This window comes from Actinomycetospora sp., from assembly GCF_036497245.1.
In the GTDB taxonomy this organism is placed as follows: domain Bacteria; phylum Actinomycetota; class Actinomycetes; order Mycobacteriales; family Pseudonocardiaceae; genus Actinomycetospora.
In genome coordinates this window covers 1-17,877 of the sequence record NZ_DASXJS010000004.1, presented here as the reverse complement: position 1 = coordinate 17,877, position 17,877 = coordinate 1, and the positions used below count along the sequence as shown (strand labels likewise).

15 protein-coding genes are annotated in these 17,877 nt (G+C 73.5%); 5 read left to right on the top strand and 10 right to left on the bottom strand.

Features of this window, described 5'->3' with window-relative positions:
- Nucleotides 1–5: 5 nt before the first annotated feature.
- Both VGI02_RS00340 and VGI02_RS00335 read right to left on the bottom strand, forming a co-directional pair.
- Nucleotides 6–1,043 carry an NAD(P)-dependent alcohol dehydrogenase gene (locus tag VGI02_RS00340; protein WP_331625229.1) on the bottom strand — a complete coding sequence of 346 codons (1,038 nt, stop codon included), beginning with the start codon at nucleotides 1,041–1,043 and terminating at the stop codon, nucleotides 6–8.
- 51 nt (nucleotides 1,044–1,094) lie between these two features.
- Nucleotides 1,095–1,514 carry a hypothetical protein gene (locus VGI02_RS00335; RefSeq protein WP_331625228.1) on the bottom strand — a complete coding sequence of 140 codons (420 nt, stop codon included), beginning with the start codon at nucleotides 1,512–1,514 and terminating at the stop codon, nucleotides 1,095–1,097.
- An 85-nt stretch (nucleotides 1,515–1,599) separates the two neighbouring features.
- On the opposite strand from VGI02_RS00335, the gene VGI02_RS00330 reads away from it, so the two are divergent.
- Nucleotides 1,600–2,985, top strand: coding sequence for an FAD-binding oxidoreductase (locus VGI02_RS00330; RefSeq protein ID WP_331625227.1), 1,386 nt, complete (start codon nucleotides 1,600–1,602; stop codon nucleotides 2,983–2,985).
- A gap of 16 nt (nucleotides 2,986–3,001) precedes the next feature.
- On the opposite strand, the gene VGI02_RS00325 is transcribed toward VGI02_RS00330, so the two are convergent.
- Nucleotides 3,002–4,462, bottom strand: coding sequence for an alpha/beta hydrolase (locus VGI02_RS00325; RefSeq protein ID WP_331625226.1), 1,461 nt, complete (start codon nucleotides 4,460–4,462; stop codon nucleotides 3,002–3,004).
- A 407-nt stretch (nucleotides 4,463–4,869) separates the two neighbouring features.
- On the opposite strand from VGI02_RS00325, the gene VGI02_RS00320 reads away from it, so the two are divergent.
- A complete protein-coding gene (locus tag VGI02_RS00320) occupies nucleotides 4,870–5,733 on the top strand; it encodes a L,D-transpeptidase family protein (protein WP_331625225.1) in 864 nt (287 codons plus the stop codon).
- Here VGI02_RS00320 and VGI02_RS00315 read toward each other — a convergent pair.
- The 3 genes from VGI02_RS00315 to VGI02_RS00305 are packed head-to-tail and all read right to left on the bottom strand — an operon-like array spanning nucleotide 5,714 to nucleotide 8,449.
- The gene (locus tag VGI02_RS00315) at nucleotides 5,714–6,373 is read right to left on the bottom strand and encodes a thermonuclease family protein (protein ID WP_331625224.1); all 660 of its coding nucleotides are present in this window, start codon (nucleotides 6,371–6,373) and stop codon (nucleotides 5,714–5,716) included. The genes VGI02_RS00320 and VGI02_RS00315 overlap by 20 nt on opposite strands.
- A 42-nt stretch (nucleotides 6,374–6,415) precedes the next feature.
- Nucleotides 6,416–7,711: a cytochrome P450 gene (locus VGI02_RS00310; protein WP_331625223.1), complete on the bottom strand. Its 1,296-nt coding sequence runs from the start codon at nucleotides 7,709–7,711 to the stop codon at nucleotides 6,416–6,418.
- A gap of 9 nt (nucleotides 7,712–7,720) precedes the next feature.
- On the bottom strand, nucleotides 7,721–8,449 hold the full coding sequence (locus VGI02_RS00305; RefSeq protein ID WP_331625222.1) for a TetR/AcrR family transcriptional regulator: 729 nt from the start codon (nucleotides 8,447–8,449) through the stop codon (nucleotides 7,721–7,723).
- 117 nt (nucleotides 8,450–8,566) lie between these two features.
- On the opposite strand from VGI02_RS00305, the gene VGI02_RS00300 reads away from it, so the two are divergent.
- Nucleotides 8,567–9,553 (top strand): zinc-dependent alcohol dehydrogenase family protein, encoded by a 987-nt coding sequence (locus VGI02_RS00300; RefSeq protein WP_331625221.1) that lies wholly within the window; start codon nucleotides 8,567–8,569, stop codon nucleotides 9,551–9,553.
- Nucleotides 9,553–10,596, top strand: coding sequence for a phosphotransferase family protein (locus VGI02_RS00295; RefSeq protein WP_331625220.1), 1,044 nt, complete (start codon nucleotides 9,553–9,555; stop codon nucleotides 10,594–10,596). Before VGI02_RS00300 ends, VGI02_RS00295 begins: the two co-directional genes overlap by 1 nt.
- Before the next feature lie 33 nt (nucleotides 10,597–10,629).
- Here VGI02_RS00295 and VGI02_RS00290 read toward each other — a convergent pair whose 3' ends face one another.
- Nucleotides 10,630–12,780 carry an MprF family protein gene (locus VGI02_RS00290; protein ID WP_331625219.1) on the bottom strand — a complete coding sequence of 717 codons (2,151 nt, stop codon included), beginning with the start codon at nucleotides 12,778–12,780 and terminating at the stop codon, nucleotides 10,630–10,632.
- Nucleotides 12,781–13,060: 280 nt separating this feature from the next.
- On the opposite strand from VGI02_RS00290, the gene VGI02_RS00285 reads away from it, so the two are divergent.
- On the top strand, nucleotides 13,061–13,252 hold the full coding sequence (locus VGI02_RS00285) for a hypothetical protein (RefSeq protein ID WP_331625218.1): 192 nt from the start codon (nucleotides 13,061–13,063) through the stop codon (nucleotides 13,250–13,252).
- A gap of 32 nt (nucleotides 13,253–13,284) precedes the next feature.
- Here VGI02_RS00285 and VGI02_RS00280 read toward each other — a convergent pair whose 3' ends face one another.
- The 3 genes from VGI02_RS00280 to VGI02_RS00270 all read right to left on the bottom strand — a co-directional run.
- The gene (locus tag VGI02_RS00280) at nucleotides 13,285–14,937 is read right to left on the bottom strand and encodes a benzoate-CoA ligase family protein (protein ID WP_331625217.1); all 1,653 of its coding nucleotides are present in this window, start codon (nucleotides 14,935–14,937) and stop codon (nucleotides 13,285–13,287) included.
- Nucleotides 14,938–15,034: 97 nt separating this feature from the next.
- Nucleotides 15,035–16,462 (bottom strand): benzoyl-CoA 2,3-epoxidase subunit BoxB, encoded by a 1,428-nt coding sequence (gene boxB / locus VGI02_RS00275; RefSeq protein WP_331625216.1) that lies wholly within the window; start codon nucleotides 16,460–16,462, stop codon nucleotides 15,035–15,037.
- Between the two features lie 22 nt (nucleotides 16,463–16,484).
- Nucleotides 16,485–17,877, bottom strand: a 1,393-nt coding sequence (locus VGI02_RS00270) for an enoyl-CoA hydratase-related protein (protein WP_331625215.1), incomplete at its 5' end; no start/stop codon positions are given.

Sequence of the window (17,877 nt, the reverse complement as noted above, 5' to 3'; positions counted from 1 at the left end):
GCCACCTACGGGTGCACCACCGCTTTGAGGGCCAGCGGGTCGCGCCGTGCCGCGAGCAGCGCCCCGACCGCGTCCTCCAGCGGGTGGTGCGAGGTGATCATCGCGTCGAGCCGGATGCGCCCGGATGCCGCCAGTGCGATCGCCGCCGGGTAGACGTGGGCGTAGCGGAAGGTCCCCTTCACCACCAGTTCGCGGGCCTGCAGGAGGTCGAGCGGCAGCGTCACCGACGCCCCCGTCCCCACCAGCACGACCGTCGCCGCGGGTGCCGTCGCCGCCACCGCGAGGTCGATCGCCGGCTGGACCCCGGTGCACTCGAGCACCACATCGGCCTGCCCCAGCACCTCACCGATCGACGCGAGCGCGGTGTCCTGGTCGTTCCCGTCCACCGTCGCCGTCGCGCCGAACTCGGTCGCGGCCTCCCGTCGCAGCGCCATGACATCGCTGACGACGACGGCCGACGCGCCCCGGGCGAGGGCGACCTGCAGGCACAGCAGCCCGACCGGCCCCGCCCCGCTGACCAGGACCCGCGTCCCCGGCCCGATGTCCGCCTTCGTCGCGGCGTGCAGGGCCACCGAGAGCGGCTCGACCAGGGCGGCGGCCTCGTCGGAGAGCGACTCCGGGATCGGGTGCGCACGGTGCGCGGGCACGACGACGTACTCGGCGAACGCGCCGTCGACCGGCGGGGTCGCGAAGAACGCGATGTCCGGGCAGAGGTGATAGCGCCCCTGCCGGCACTGCGCGCACCGCCCGCACTCGGCCTGCGGCTCGACGGCCACCCGGGTCCCGACAGTGATCCCCCCACCCGGCCCCACGCCCACCTCGGGCCCGACGGCGGACACCACACCCGCCGTCTCGTGCCCGAGCACCAGGGGCGCGTGCATGACGAAGCCGCCGATGCGCCCGTGGTCGAAGTAGTGGACGTCGGACCCGCACACGCTCACCGCGCGCACCGCGACCTGGACCTGGCCCGGCCCCGGCTCCGGGATCTCCCGCTGCTCGAGGACGACGTTGTCCGGCTCGATCAGGACGGCGACGCGCTGCATGCCCCCGAGTGTCCCGCCGCGAGGCCCGTTCCGCGCCGGTGAGCCCCCACCTCAGTCCATCTGGTTGCGGATCCGGCGTGCCGGCGTGAAGACCCGCAGGTCGAGCAGGCCGGGTGGCTCGGCCACGCCCGGACCGCCGGCCTGCACCCACGCCGTGATCTCGTCCTCGGTGTCCCGGTCGAGCACCCCGAGCAGCCACACCGGACGTCCACCCGCGGCCCGTCCGGCCGTCGACGGCGACACCACCGCCACCGTGGACTGGGCGCACGCGTCGAGGCAGTCGCTCACCCGCACGCGGCCCGCGTCCACCGTGCCGGAACGCAGCCGCTCGACCTGACCCGCGTGGTCGATCCCCGGGTGCTTGCGCTCGGTGCCGCAACAGCACCCGCGGCACAGGGTCACGGTGGGTCCCGTCCCGGCCGCGCCCGCTCCCGCGCCCGCACGACCGGACCGCTTCGCCGCCTTCGTCATCGGGCGCCACGGTAGGGCCGGACCGGCCGCGGCGGAGTTACGGTGAGATCACCGGCACGCTCACCGACCGAGGGGGACCCCGCCCATGACCGCCGTCGCCCCGGCCCCCGTCGTCGCCGACCTCCGCGCCGCCCTGCCCGCCGACCGCGTGATCGACGACCCGGACGTGCTGGCCTCCTACGCCCACGACGACGCCGAGTGGGCGCCCTGGGAGCTGCCCGCCGCCGTGGTGCGTCCCCTCGATGCGGCGCAGTGCCAGGCCGTCGTGCGGACCTGCCTGCGCCACGGGATCCCGGTGATCCCCCGCGGCGCCGGCACCGGCCTGTCCGGTGGCGCGAACGCGATCACCGGCAGCGTCGTCGTCTCGGTCGAGCAGATGACCCGCGTGCACGAGATCGACCCGGCCGAGCGCCTCGCCGTCGTCGACCCCGGCGTCGTCAACGACGACCTGCGCGCCGCCTGCGCCGACCGCGGCCTCTGGTACCCGCCCGACCCCGCGAGCTCCCCCTGGTCGACCATCGGCGGCAACGTGGCCACCAACGCCGGCGGCGTGTGCTGCGTGAAGTACGGCGTCACCCGCGACTACGTGCTCGGCGTGCAGGTGGTCAACGGCCTCGGCGAGCTGGTCCGTCTCGGGCGCCGCACCGCCAAGGGGGTCGCGGGGCTCGACCTCGCCGGGCTCATGGTCGGCTCCGAGGGCACCCTCGGGCTGATCACCGAGGTCACCGTCAAGCTGCGCCCGGCCCGCGCACCGGAGCACACCGTGGCGGGCTACTTCACCAGCATCGTCGACGCCGGGCGCGCCGTCGCCGCGATCACCGCCGACGGCATGACCCCCAGCGCGCTGGAACTGGTCGACCGCACCTGCCTCGAGGCCGTCGACGCCTGGAAGAACATGGGCCTTTCCGCCGAGGCCGACGTCATCCTGCTCGGGCGCTCCGACGCCCCGGGCGCCGCCGGGCTCGCCGAGGCCGAGCAGATGCTCGCCCACTTCGACGCCGCGGGCGCCTCGTTCTCCGCCCAGGCCGCCGACGCCGAGGAGGCCGAGGCGCTGTTCGCGGCACGGCGGCTGGCCTACCCCGCCCTCGAGCGGCTCGGCCCGGTGCTCACCGAGGACGTCTGTGTCCCCCGCGCCGCGGTCCCCGAGATGCTCGCCCGCATCCAGGCCACCGGCGAACGCTTCGACACCACGATCGCGAACATCGCGCACGCCGGCGACGGGAACCTCCACCCGCTGCTGATCACCCCGATCGGCGACGAGCCCGCCCGCGGGCGCGCCCAGGCCGCCTTCGAGCAGATCCTCGCCGACGCCCTCGACCTCGGCGGCACCGTCACCGGGGAGCACGGGGTCGGCCTGCTCAAGCGCCACGGTCTCGAGGCCGAGCAGACCCCGGAGGTCCTCGCCATGCAGCGCGCGGTCAAGGCCGCCCTCGACCCCCACGGCATCCTCAACCCGGGCAAGATCCTCTGACGGTGCCCGGCCGGGGTCAGGCCTTCGCCGGAGTTCCCGGGGCCTCCACCCGGGCCGCCATCCACGGCAGGACCGTCGAGAACGCCGTCGACGCGAACTGCCACGAGTGCCGTCCCGGCTGGGTCGCGACGGTGCAGGCGATCGCGCGGGTCTGCGCCTGCGCGCACAACGCCCGCGCCGCGGGGAGCTCCTGACCGGTCCCTCCCCCGCCGCCGCGGCCGCCGATGCCGGCGTTCTCGCCGTTCTGCCCGCCGAAGCCGCCGGGTGGACGCTGCCCCGGCGGTCGGCCGCCGGGCGGCCGCCCGCCCTGCCCCGCGCCCGGACGGTGCCCGCCGAACCCGCCCCCGGCGTCGGAGCTGTCGTCGAACCACCCCGCCGTGTCCGCGTACGGGGTGTGCCCGCCCAGCACCGTCGCCGGGTCGTAGGTCGCCCACGCCGCGACGTTCCCGCCGTAGAGCCGGTCGATCGTCTGCTGCTTCGTCCCGATCTCCGGGCCCGCGTCGCCGGCGATGTCGTCGAACGAGTCGATCAGGTCCGGGTGCATGACGGCGAGGTCGACCGCGCAGGTGCCGCCCATCGACCACCCGACGGCGCCCCACGCCCGCGGGTCCCGCGAGACGCCGTAGGCCCGCTCGACGAACGGGATCACGTCACGTGTCAGGTGCGAGGCGGCGTTGCCGCGGGGCCCGTCGACGCACTCGGTGTCGTTGTTGAACGTCCCGCCCGCGTCGGCGAAGACGATCACCGGGGCCACCCCACCGTGCGCGGCGGCGTAGGAGTCCGCGATCTGAACGGCGTTCCCCACGCGGATCCAGTCGCCGGGGGTGTTGAACTCGCCGCCGATCATCATGATCGCCGGCAGCACCGGCCGCGGGCCCGGCGCGAACCACGCGGGCGGGAGCCACACGTCCTCGTCGCGGTGGGGGAAGCCGCTCGCCGTGTCCGGGATCGTCACGCTGACGACGGCGCCCGTCGGCCGCGGCGTGCCGATCATCGAGGGCAGAGCCGCCGGGTCGACCTGGTCGGGAAACGCGCCCGCGGTCACCTCCGACCAGCCCTCCTGCACCGTCGTCATGTAGCCCACCCACTGGTTGAGCACCAGCGCCACGCACACCACCGACAGCGGCACGACGAGCACCGCCACCCCACGCCGCCACCAGCGCGACGGCGCCCAGGCGACGACGACCGTCGCCACCGCGGCCACCGTCAGCCCGACCCACACCCACAGCAGCACCGGCGCCGGGTCGGAGGCGAGCCCGCTGCCCGCGAACACCCACCACGCCGCGAGCGCCCCCGCGCCCCCCAGCACGACGACCGCACCGAGCCGCACGAGCGGGCGCCGCACCGTGCGCCCTCGTCGGGACCAGGAGGTCGGGAGCAGTGGGAAGAGCGCGACCAGCAGCAGGAGCACGACCACGGCCTGCACGACCCACGGCAGCCAGCCGTCGAGCAGGGAGAGGCCGCGCTGGTAACCCATCACTGGTCCAGCCCCGCTCCGCTGCGTCTCCGGCCCTGGATCTGCACGACGTCGAGCGTGCCCGACCGGCGTGATCGCGCGGTGTGGTCCGCGCGGTCACGGGCTGTGCGTGTGCTGTGAACTGTGGACGCCACCCTCGACGGGCATCGGCACCGGCCGGGCGGCGGCCCGATCGACGCGCGGCACACACACTCGGCCGGGCGACCCACCACTCTGTCCGCACCGACGCGCGGCGCACACAGATACGGGCGTAGGCCAGCGCGTCGGTCGCTGCAGCACCAAGCCCGGCCGGCCGCCGAATGTGAGCGCCACGCGTCGGTCCGCGCAGGCGTTCGGTGACGCCTTCCGCCGGGCGGCCCCGCGAGGGGCCTGCACACGGTGGAACGCGGCACGGGACGATAGCGACCATGAACGGGGGTCGGGGATGGGTGACCCGCCTACTGGCGGTCCTGGTGGTGACGGCCGGGGCGTCCGGTCTCGCCGGGGCGCTGCTGCTCGACGGGACCGCGCAGCAGGCGATGCCCGCCCTGCTCGCCGCCGCCCGTCCGGCGGTCGCCGGGCCCGTCCAGGCAGTCCCGGCCCCGGCACCGATGGGCGCACCTGCTCCGGCCGCCGTGCCCGCACCGGCGGCCGGCACGCCCGCCCCGGCCGATGCCGCTCCCGGCAAGGCCGCCCCGGGCGTCCCGCCCCGGTTGGCGACGCTCCCCGCACGGACGACGCAGGCGATCCTGGTCGACGCGCCCTCCCCCGGCGCGACCGCGGCCACCGTCTCGGCGTGGACCCGCACGGGGAACGGGTGGACGGCGTTCGTCCCGCCCACCCCGGCCTCGCTCGGTCGTGAGGGAATGGGGCCCTCGAGCGAGCAGGTCGCGCGGACCCCCGCCGGCACGTTCGGCATCTCGCAGGCGTTCGGCCGGGAGACGGACCCGGGCACGGCGCTGCCGTACTCGCACGTCGGCCCGGACGACTGGTGGGTCGGTGACACCAGGAGCCCGCTCTACAACACCCACCAGACCTGCGCACCCGGCCGCTGTTCCTTCGACGAGCGGGCCTCGGAGAACCTCCAGGCCGCGGGCCGCGCCTACGACCACGCGATCGTCCTCGACGCCAACACCGACCCGGTCCGCCCGGGCGCCGGCTCGGCCTACTTCCTGCACATCGGCGACCACCCGACGGCGGGCTGCGTCGCGACCGACGAGGGCACCGTCGTGCGACTGCTGCGGTGGCTCACACCCACCGCGCACCCGATGATCAGCTTGGCGTCCGGCTGACCGCGGCGGCCGTCGAGCGCGTCGACGGCTTCGAGGGGGTCGAGGGGGTCGTCGTCGCGCCGCCTGCCCCGACGCACGGCGGGCCCCAGAGCCCCCGGCCCGCGACGCGGGCCCGGTCGGCCGCCGAGCGGACCGCGGGCATCCGCCCGGGCGGGGCGTCGGCCGCGTAGGTGCTGACGACGCCAGCCTCGGCGGCGAGCACCGCGTAGTCACCGTCGGGCAGCGTCACCCACGCCAGCGCGCGGGAGAACCGGTCGGCCCGCCCGTCCCCGGCCAGGGTCACCGCCCGGCCGGCGAGGGCACCGCGGGCGAACTGCAGCGCCTGGCCGGAGTAGCAACGGTCGGGCGGCTGGATGCCGAGCGCGCGCACCCGCAGGGCGCGACCGTCCTCGAGCCGGACGTCGACCGTCACCGGGTCCGCGACGGCGAGGACCGTCGCCGGGACCCCGCCGCGGGGATCCGGGGCGACGACGCCGGGTGCCGTGGCGGGCGGCCCCGTCATGGCGGCCGCCGACGGCGGGGCGCCCTCGGGGCCGTCCGCACCGACCTGCACCGCCCCGGTCAGCACGGCGACGGCGGCGATGAGCCCGACCAGGCACGCCGCACCGAGAAGGATGCGAGCCGGCGTTCCAGGGATCACGCACGTCAGTGTGACGCACGGTGAGATGATCGCTGCGGCAGGTCACCCCCCGTAGCGCAGCGTCCCGCGCACGGGCAGGTTTCGGACTCCGAGGACCCCCCGGGGGTAGGGCCGCAGTGCCTCCGGAGCGTTCGCGACGGGGACCAGCGCGCTGTAGCGGGCGGTCAGCTCCTCCAGTGCGACCCGACCCTCCAGGCGGGCGAGCGGCGCCCCGAGGCAGAAGTGCACACCGTGACCGAACGCCGTCTGGCTGCCGCCCCCGATCCCCCGGTCCAGGACGAACGTCTCCGGGTCGTCGAAGGCGCGTTCGTCGTGGTTGGCGGAGAGCAGCGAGGGCAGGACGAACCGGTCCGCGGGGATGGTGACGCCGGCGATCTCGACGTCCCGGGTGGTGACCCGCCCGGTCTCGGTGAACGGGCTGCGCAGTCGCAGGACCTCCTCGATCGCGGCCGGGATCGTCGTCGGGTCCCCGACGAGGACCGACCACGGGTCGCGGCCGCCGGCGAGCGGGTGGTCAGCAGCCAAGGGGTGATCATGAAAGGTCCGGATCGCGTTGCCCAGCAGCACCGTCGTCGTGATGTGTCCGGCGAGCAGCAGCAGGAGCGAGAAGTTCGCCGCCTCCTCGTCGTCGAGGAGCACCGGGGTGCCGTCGGTGACGACCTCGGCGGTGACCAGCGCGGTGATCAGGTCGTCCCCGGCGGTGCCGTCGGCGACCGCCGCGCGCCGCTCCCGCACCCTCGCGACCAGGTAGTCCTGGATGTCGGCCATCGCGGCCTGGACACGGGTGCCGAGCTCGGGGTCGAACGGGTCGTCGACCTGCATCGAGAACAGCCGGTCGGCCCACCCGCGGAACGTGTCGTGGTCGGAGGCGGGCAGCCCGAGCATCTCGGCGATCACCGTCACCGGCAGCGGGAACGCCAGTGCGTCGATCAGGTCGAACTCGGTGCCGCGCCCCGCCTCGATCACCGAGTCGAGCAGGCTGCGCGTGATCGCCCGGATCCGCGGCTCCATCGCGGCGACCCGCTTCGGGGTGAAGGCCGAGGAGACGACCGCGCGCATCCGCCGGTGCTCCGGCGGGTCGATCTGGGTGAGCATGCCCCGGTTGACCGTCTTCGAGATCGGCGAGAGTCGCCCGGAGTCCGACGAGAAGGTGGCGGGATCGCGCAGCATCGCGTGCACGTCGGCGTGGCGGAACACGTGGTACATACCGTGCCGGTCGCGCCAGACCGGCTGCTCGTCGCGCATGCGCGCGATCCACGCCAGCAGGGCGGGCTCGTCGGCGGTGGTGGGGGCGTCGAACTCGGCGGGGGCGAGCTCGGTGGTGGTCGAATCGGTCATGACCCCTCCTCAGGGGGCTGCGGGGCTGGGGGCTGTGGGGCTGGGGGCTGTGGGGCTGGGGCTGTCGGGCAGGGACCGGCCCATCTCGTCGAGCAGGCCGGAGTAGAGCGCGTCGACCTCGGCGGCCGCGACGGCGAGTGCCGCGGGCGGCGGGAGCTCGGCGGGCTCGAAGGCGCGGCGCACCACGAGGCCGAGGGCCTCGGCGCGCTCGGCGAGCTCCGCACCGCCCGCGAGCTCGTCGCCCAGGAAGAAGCCGAGCGTGGCCGCGGCGAGGCGGTAGTACAGCGTGGGATCGGTGGCCGGGTCGTCGGCGAGCAGGCCGTGACGGTGCAGCAGCCCGAGGTGGTGCGGCTGGTACGCCGCGTTGCCACCGACCACCGACCGGCCGATCTTCGTGTCCGCCGAGAGCGCGCCGAGCAGGCCCGCGTCGCCGGTGTAGAGAGCCCGCGCGAGGGGTCGCCGCATGATCGTCAGGAACGACGTCGAGAGGGTCCGGTGCAGCACGACGGTGCCCGGATCGGCCCGCAGCCCGGCCACATGCTCCCGGCCGACCGCGATCCCCTCCCGCACGAGCACCGCACCGAAGAGCTCCAGCTTGCTCGGCCAGTGCAGGTAGACCGTGCCCTTCCCGACGCCGGCCCGGTCCGCGACGTCGGCGATGGTCACCTTCCGGTAGCCGAAGGTCACCAGGAGCTCGCCTGCCGCGTCGAGGACACGGTTCCCGCGCTCGTCGCTCACCGCGCCTCCGCTCGCTGTGACCAGATATTAAAATTGGTCATGCGGTCACGGTAGACCCCGGCGCCCCGCCCGGGAAGAGGATGCGGACGGGCGGCCGCGGCGGCACCATCACGACCCATGACCAGGACGGTGCGGTTCTCCGAGCTGGGTGACCCCGAGGTGCTGCGGATCGAGGAGGTGCCCGACCCGCGGCCCGGGCCAGGCGAGCTCGTCGTCGACGTCGCGGCGATCGGGCTCAACCGGGCGGAGTCGATGTTCCGGCGCGGGCGCTACATCGAGCAGGCGAAGCTTCCGGCGGGCCTGGGGTACGAGTGCAGCGGCACCGTCTCGTCGATCGGCCCGGAGGTCTCCCGGTTCGCCGTCGGCGACCGGGTCAGCGTCGTCCCCGGCTTCTCGATGAACGACTACTCGGTCTACGCCGACCGCGCGCTCGTCCCCGCCCGCGCCGTCGTGCCGCTGCCGGAGTCCACGAACTGGGTCGACGGCGCCGCGGTGTGGATGCCGTTCCTCGTCGGCTACGGCGGGCTCGTCGAGACCGGCGGGCTGCGCGCCGGGGACCACGTGCTGATCACCGCGGCGACCTCGAGCGTCGGGCTCGCCGCGATCGCCGTCGCCACCCGGGTCGGGGCGATCCCGATCGCGACCTCGCGGTCGTCGTCGAAGGCCCAGCCGCTGCTCGACGCAGGCGCCGCGCACGTCGTCGCGACCGGCGAGGAGGACCTGGTGGCCCGGGTCCTGGAGATCACCGGAGGCCGGGGCGTGGAGCACGTGTTCGACGCCATCGCCGGTCCGGGCGTCGCCGACCTCGCGAAGGTGACCGCGAAGGGCGGGATCCTCACCATCCACGGACTGCTCTCCGGCGAGCCGACGATCTTCCCCACCGAGACGCTTCCGGATCTCTGGATGCGGAGCTATACGCTCTTCGCGATGACGCACGATGAGGAACGGTTGCGACGGGCAGGGGCGTTCGTGGGTGCGGGACTGCGGTCCGGCGACTTCCGGCCGCAGGTGGACCGGGTGTTCCCCGGACTCGACACGATCGTCGACGCGCACACCTACCTGGAGTCGAACGACCAGGTCGGCAAGATCGTGGTGACGCCCTGATGTCCTCTCCGGCGTCGATCTCCGGTGATCCGGGAGTTCCCGACGAGGCCGTGGCCTGGTTCCTGGCGAACGTCCCGGGTATCTCGGGCGAGGTGACCTTCAAGCGCATCACCGGCGGCCGGTCCAACCTGACCTACCGGGTGTCCGACGACGCCGGGACCACCTGGGCGCTGCGCAGGCAGCCCCTCGGCGGGGTGCTGGAGACCGCGCACGACATGGGCCGGGAGTGGCGCTTCCTCTCCGCGCTCGCCCCCACCGAGGTCCCGGTCCCGAAGCCGGTGGCCTTCTGCGACGACCGCGACGTGGCCGGGGTCGACTTCTACGTCATGGACTTCGCCCCGGGCCGGGTCCTGAACAGTCCCGCGGACGCGGACTGGGTCACCGACGGCGCGGTGAAGACACGCATCGGCGAGTCGACGATGGACGTGCTGGCCGCCCTGCACGCCGTGGACCCCGCCGAGGTCGGCCTCGACGACCTCGCCCGTCCCGGCAACTTCGTCGAGCGCCAATTGCGGCGCTGGCACCGCCAGGCGCACTCGTCCGCGCTCGAGGACTTCTCCGCGATCGACGCCGCCCACGCCGCGCTGTCCGAGCGGATCCCGGAGGCGCCGTCGAACCGGATCGCGCACGGCGACTACCGCAGCGGCAACATCTCCTACACCCCCGACGGCCAGGCGGTCGCGGTGTTCGACTGGGAGCTCGCGACGATCGGCGACCCGTACTGCGACCTCGGGCACGTGCTCGTCTCCTGGTCGCAGCCCGGTGACACGGTGCCCGCGGCGCTGCCCAACCCCACCGAGGCCGGCGGGTTCCCGACGCGCGAGGACCTGATCGCGCGGTACGAGTCGTCGTCGGGCACGAAGCTCCCGGACATCGACTTCTACATCGCGTTCGCGCGGTGGCGGGCGGCCTGCATCCACGCCGGCGTCTGGACCCGATACCAGGCCGGTGACATGGGCGAGACCGCGGACGCCGACGAGGTCACCGGCCCGGAGGCGATCGTGGTGCAGGCCGAGGCGGCCCTGGCGCAGCTGCGCGGGTGAGCCCGAGGTCGTCGCCCGGGTGACGACCTCGGCTCAGGTGCGCGTGAGCGCCAGCAGCTCCCGCACGCTCGCGTCGGGCAGGTACGCCCGCCCGATGCCGAGCCCGACGCGCGGCAGGTCGCCCTCGTCGCGGTAGACGAGGTACATCGGCTCGTGCCGCGGGCGGAACTTCGCCTTGAACTGGTGGAGCGAGCAGAAGCCGTAGTAGGGCTCGAGCAGGGCGCCGAGCTGGTCGAGCAGGCGGTCGAGCACCGGTTCCCTCGCCTCGGGGTCGCGCTCCGAGCGGGCGAGCGGCGCACCGGAGAGCGAGACGAAACGGGCACCCTCGGCCTGGAAGGTCAGGCACGCCGAGGCGATGAGGTACTCGACGACCGCGCGGAACCCCTCGTTCCGGCGGCGCATGACGTCGAGGGTCCAGCCCGCGATCTCGCGGTCCGGCCCGTAGACCGGCAGCCAGGACGTGACGCCGTGGACGGTGCCCTCGGCGTCGATCGCGAGTCCGGTGCGGACCTCGGAGTCGAGCGCCTCCTCGACGCCGCCGAGCGTGAAGCCCATCTCGGGCAGGCCCTTGTCGCCGACCCACTCCTCCGAGATCGCCCGGACCTGCGCGACGACCGCGCGGGGCTCCTCGGACAGGTGGACCATGTGGTGCTCGATGCCCGACTTGTCGGCCTTGTTGAAGGCGCTGCGTACCGCCTGCCAGGCCTTCCCCTTGAACTCCAGGCCGTCGAGGTCGATCAGGGTGTCCTCGGCGACCTGCAGGGCGCGCCAGCCCTGCGCCCGGGCCGCGTCCGCCACCGCGGACGTCGTCGAGAACAGGCACGGCACCCATCCGGAGCGCTCCGCCAGCGCCCCGAAGTCGGTCAGGGCAGTCCCGAGCTCCGTGGGCGCGACGACCGGGTCGCCGAGCGCGACCGCGACGCCCGCGTGCACCCGGTAGGCGAGGACCCCGTGGCCGGTGGCCAGGTAACGGTTCTCCGGCCAGGTGGTCATCCACGAGATCGTCGAGCCGCCGTGGGTGTGCAGGGCGACGCGGGCGGCCTTCGGCCCGACGGCGGGCCCGTGGGCGCCGCGCCGGCGCAGCGCTCGCCGGGAGGGCACCTTGAACGCCGCGCGCCCGACGACGAGCCACACCAGCAGGGCGGTCCACAGGATCGCGTTCGGCACGAACACCGCGAGGCCGACGAGCTCGATCTGGTCCATCTGGCCGGTGGCCTGCCCCCAGATCACCGCGACGATCACGACGAGGCCCACCAGCGCGTAGAAGACGCCGAGCAGCAGGCTCACCACCCAGGCCGGCCGCCGGCCCCGTCGCAGTCCCTCGGCGAGCAGCAGGGAGATCACCACCGAGATGACGGTCTCGATCACGCTCGAGTCCGAGGCCGTGTCCCCGAGCGGCCCGACGACCGGCACGACGAGCGTGATGACCCGGATCGCGGCGATGACGACGAGCCCGACGGCGGCGACGAGGCGCCACTCCCGGCGACCGGCGTGCATGGTGACGGGGGCGGGCGCCGCCGTCGGCCCGGCGAGGCGGCGCGCCAGCGGGAGGGCGAGGACCAGCGCGAGGGTGTGCTCGACGTCGGCGAGCCCGCCGAGGAAGAGCAGCCCCACGAGGGCGACCCCCACGAGGATCAGCCGCAGGCGCAGCCGCCAGGGCGCGTGCAGGGTGGCCGCTCCCATCGCGAGCGCCGCGAACATGCCCGCGGAGAACCCGGTGTCGAGGTCCCCGGCGAGCCGTCCGGCCCAGACCCAGGGCGTCGCCGCGAGCGCGAGGACGAGCGCCGTGGTCAGCAGCACGGCGGCGAGCTGGAAGGCGATGGTGACCAGGGCGGTGCGGCGCGTCCCGCAGCGCAGCTCCACCCAGCCGACGGCGAGGGCGAACAGCCCGAGCGTCAGGATGTACAGAGCCGGGCTGCCGGCCAGCAGGGCACCGGACACGAGCGTCCAGACGTGACCGGCGAGCAGGGCGGGCGGACCGTAGGCGAGGTCGATGGCCTCGGGCCGGACCGACAGCGGCGACCAGAACGCCCCCGTGACGAGCCCGGCCACCACCATCGCCACGACGACGGTCGCCGTGAACGGGACCCGGCGCGCGATGCCCACGACGCGGCGGCCGCCACGTCCCCAGGCCTCGCGCCGCGAGGACCCGGCGGCCTCCTCCGGTGCCGTGGTCACCGACATGTCTGCTCCCTGAAGAATCACCCGGCGCGATCGCGACTGGCCCGAACGAGGGTCAGCGCGGTCTCAGTGTCCGAGATCTCCCGCCGGAAGACAACGCTCGGTCATCACTGACCGGACGGCAGCCGTCGACCGCGATGCACCTCACGGTGCGCGGGGTCACGAAGCGGCGGACACGGACCGCTGTCAGGGGTGACCATTCCGTGAACACCCGGGTTCGCGTCCGTGCCCGGGACGCCCCGACCCCGTCGCCGCTCGCGACCCGCCCGCCGGAGGTCCCTCGATGATCGGCATCTGCACCTACTGCCACGCGGTGCGCCCGGGGCGCCTGACCCCGGTCGCGCACAGCGAGGACTGCCCGACCGGTGCGCGCCCCACGACCCACCTCGACCGGGACGAGCGCCTGTTCTTCCGGCACCCCGACCTGGTCGAGCTCGACCTGGCGACGGCCGCCTGGTGGCCTTCGGCCACGTGAGCACTTTCGGGCGCTATAGGCCCGGAAAGTGCTCACACGGTGGAGCCACCAGCACCGGTCAGCTGGGACGTCGTCGTGAGCCGCGCCGCCGCGAGCTCACGGACGAGGAAGCGCTGCACCTTGCCGGTCGCCGTGCGCGGCACCGCGTCGATCTCCAGCACGTGACTCGGCTTCTTGAACGACGCGAGCCCCTCGCGGCACCACGCGATGAGCGCATCGGCGTCGACGACGGCGCCCTCGGCCGGGATGACGCACGCGACCGTCCGGTCGAGCCCGTCGTCGTCGGGAACCCCCACGACGACCACCTCGGCGACCGACGGGTGCGCGACGAGCCGCTCCTCGACCTCCATCGGCGTGACCCAGATGCCGCCGACCTTGAGCACGTCGTCGGTGCGGCCCAGGCACTGGTAGGTGCCGTCGGGGTTGCGGACGTAGGTGTCGCCGGTGCGCATCCACTCGCCCTCGAACACGAGGCGGTTCACGTCGGTCCTGCACCAGTACCCGGTGCACAGCGAGTCGGCGCGCAGGTACAGCGTGCCCTTCGCGCCGTCCGGCACGACCGACCCGTCGTCGTCGCGAATCTCCACCTCGTACCCCGGGACCGGCACACCGGAGGTCCCCGGCGCCACCTCGCCCGGCCGGTTCGACAGGTAGATGTGCAGCGCCTCGGTGGAGCCGATGCCGTCGAGCACCTCGACACCGAAGCGGTCCCGCATCCCGACGACCATGCGGGCCGGGAGCGCCTCCCCCGCGCTCACGCCCTGCCGGACACGGGCGAACGTGTCGTCGGGCAGGTCGGAGGCGAGCAGCGGGCCGTACACGCTCGGGCTGCCGTAGAACAGCGTCACCGGGTGGGTGGTGACGACGTCGGCGATGGCCGCCGGGGACGGACGGCCCGGCGCGAGCACCGAGGACGCCCCGACGGCCAGCGGAAAGAACATCGAGTTGCCGATGCCGTAGGCGAAGAACAGCTTGGCCACCGAGAAGCACACGTCGTCGGGGCGGATGCCGAGCACCTGCGCACCGTAGGTCTCGCAGACGGTGCGGATGTCCGCGTGCCGGTGCATGGCGGCCTTCGGCGTCCCCGTCGTGCCGCTCGTGTAGAGCCACAGCGCGGGTGACTCGTCCCAGGTCGGGTACAGCGAGGTGTCGCCGCCCTTCCCGGCCGCGAGCAGGTCCGCCCAGCTGCGGGTGCGCACCGCGAACCCGCCGAGCGGGTCCGGGTCGGTGACCGCGACGTTCGCGGGCGTGACGACGACGTCGAGCAGGTCCGGCCGGTCCTCGCCGGCCAGCGCCACCGCGGTGCGGGTCACCTCGCCGAACTCCGGGGAGCAGAGCAGCACGGGAGCACGCGAGTCGATGACGAGCTTGGCCAGCTCCGCGCCGCGCAGCATCGTCGACACCGGCACGGCGACCGCACCGATGCGCATCGCCGCGAGGATCGCGGTGAACAGCTCGATCCCGTCCGAGCAACACAGGAGCACGCGCTGCTCCGGGCGTACCCCGAGGGCCCGCAGGCCGGCCGCAACGCGCGCGACCTCCTCGCCGAGCGAGGCGTAGTCGAGCTCGCGCACCCCGTCGCCGACGACCGCACGGACCGCAGGCCGGGCCCCCGCGCCCGGGCCGGTCAGGTGCCGGTCGACGAGGTAGTGCGACGCGTTGAACTGCTGGTGGTGGGACAGCACATCAACCGCCTCTGTGCGATCGCGAAGGAACGGATGTCAGGAAAGTCGCGTTGCGGACACCCAGTGTCTGCAACGCGACTTTCCTGACGCCAGGGTTCTAGTGGAAATGCACGTACTCGAACTCGACGGGCCTGTCGTTGATCCCGGTCGACGGCGGGGCGATCCAGCCGGCGATCTTCCCGGGCTCGAGGACGGGGTGCATGAGGCTGCGGACGTGGGTCTTGTCGACCTCGGTGGGCAGCCACTGGTCCTTCTGGGCGTTCCAGTCGGACTCGGAGAGAACCTTGCCCGACGGCGAGATGTTGGCGCCCGCGAACGCTCCCACCTGCCGGTTGAAGCCGACGTGGGGCAGGTACAGCTCGGCGTCGATCCCGGCCTTGGTCAGGATCCGGTTCCAGCGCTTGAGCCCGGTCTTGCAGTCGTTGATGTACTCGTGGCGCAGGTCCTGGTTGAGCGCGAGCAGCGCCGGGACCTCGTTGGACGAGATCCGGCCCTCCTTGAAGGCGTCGACCGCGCCCTCGTCGTCGGAGAGCACGTGGTTGTCGTCGCGGCGCTCCTCCTGCCACCGGCCCTTGAGGCCCGCGGTGAAGTAGTTGGCGGCGTTGGTCGAGGACTCGTTGCCGAACAGGTCCAGCGACACCGTGTAGTGGAAGTTGATGTACTTCTGGATCATCGCCAGCGGGATGCCGCCCGCGCCGGCGACCTCCTCGGTGTCGTGGTCCTGCATCAGCTCGGCGGTGCGCCGGACCACGCGGTCGATGCCCGTGGTGCCCACGAACATGTGGTGGGCCTCCTCCTTGAGCATGAACTCGCAGGTCCGGCTCAACGGGTCGAAGCCCGACTCCTTCAGCGTCCCGAGCTGGTACTTGCCGTCCCGGTCGGTGAAGTAGGTGAACATGAAGAACGACAGCCAGTCCGGGGTCTCCTCGTTGAAGGCCCCGAGGATGCGCGGCGAGTCGTCCGAGCCGGAGTTGCGCGCCAGCAGCTGGTCGGCCTCCTCGCGCCCGGCGCGCCCGAAGTAGGCGTGCAGCAGGTAGACCATCGCCCAGAGGTGACGGCCCTCCTCGACGTTGACCTGGAACAGGTTGCGCATGTCGTAGAGGCTGGGTGCAGTCGCTCCCAGGAAGCGCTGCTGCTCGACCGACGCGGGCTCGGTGTCGCCCTGGATGACGATGAGGCGCTGCAGGTCGGCGCGGTACTCGCCGGGCACCTCCTGCCAGACCGGCTCGCCCTTGTGCTCGCCGAAGGCGATCTTGCGCGCCGGGTCGTGCTCGGAGAGGAAGACCCCCCACCGGTACTCGTTCATCGGGACGTGGTCGAAGTGGGCCCAGCCGTCGCGCCCGACGTCGACCGCGGTGCGCAGGTAGACGTCCTTGGTGTCGACGGCGGGGCCCATGTCGGCCCACCAGTCGAGGAAGTTCGGCTGCCAGCGCTCGAGCGCGCGCTGGAGCTTGCGGTCACCGGCCAGGTCGACGTTGTTCGGGATCTTCGAGTCGAAATCGATCTTCGGTCGCGCACTGGTCATCGTGGCTACTACCCCCTGCTGTTCAGACGCGCCGTTGGTCGAAGTCGGCCTTGCGGCCGGTGCCGTACTTGCGCAGCGCGCCCGCCGGGCCGCTCGCGTTGGGGCGGACGAAGATCCAGTTCTGCCACGCCGTGAGGCGGCCGAAGATCCTGGTCTCCATGGTCTCCGGGCCGACGAACCGGTGGTTCGCCTCCATGCCCGTCAGCGCGTCCGGGCTCAACGAGGCGCGTTCCTCGAGCAGGATGCGGATCTCGTCGGTCCAGTCGATGTCGTCGGGGGCGTCGGTCACCAGTCCCAGGTCGTCGGCGTCACCACCGGTGAGCCGCTCCCCCTTCCTGGCGTTCACCGCCGCGAGGTTCTCGTCGTCGCCGTAGAAGCGGGAACCGAGCCGGGTGAGGCCGTTGCCCATCGGGAAGGTCCCGGACTGGGCGTCGGTCACCACGAGCGTCGCGGGGTCCTCGGCGGCCGCGCCCGAGGGGAGCGTCGCGTCCTCATCCTCCTCGAACGTGCCCTCGAGCATGTACTGCCGGTCGCACGCCAGCGCGAGCTCCAGGAAGGGCCCGGCGAAGCAGCTGCCCGGCTCGATCAGTGCGATGAGGCTGCGACTGGTGACGTCGAGGCGCTTGAGCACGCGCTTGAGGTACCGCGTCGTCTCGGCGACGAGCCAGTCGTCCTGGTGCTCCGCGATCAAGCGGTCCGCGGCCAGGGCGGCCTCCGTCGGGCCCTCGGTCATCAGCAGCCAGGAGCCGATCTCCAGCTCGTTGGTGCGCAGCCGCAGGATCGCGTCGTCGAGCTCGCGGGTCATCGCCAGCAGCGGGTGCGCGGCGCCCTCGTCGTGCATCGCCGCCGGGTCGTCGGTGAGGCCCTCCGGGACGGCGACGACGACCGTGGCCGTGCGGGCCTCGCGGTCGATGGTGACGCGCACGTGGTCGTAGGTGAGGGCGTCCGCGGTCTCCTCGCGGCGCAGCGGGGGCAGGGCGATACCCGTGGCGCCCGCCGGGCGACCGGACGCCTCGGCCGCCGCGGTCGCGCGCTCGGCCACCACGCGGTCCCACTCCCGGCGCGGCACGGCCTCGTCGACGAGGCGCCACTCGACGGCCTTCTTGCCGCCGAAGCCCTCGGACTTCGTCGCGAACACGTCGGCCCGGTCCTTGCGCACCCGGCGCTTGTCGATCACGCGGGTCAGTCCGCCGGTGCCGGGCAGGACGCCGAGCAGCGGGACCTCGGGCAGGCTCACGTTCGAGGAGCGGTCGTCCACCAGCAGGATGTGGTCACACGCCAGGGCCATCTCGTACCCGCCGCCCGCCGCGGTGCCGTTCAGGGCCGCGATCCAGGTCTGGCCGGCGTCGGTCATGTCCTCGATGCCGTTGCGGGTCTCGTTGGTGAACTTGCAGAAGTTCACCTTCCACGGGTGG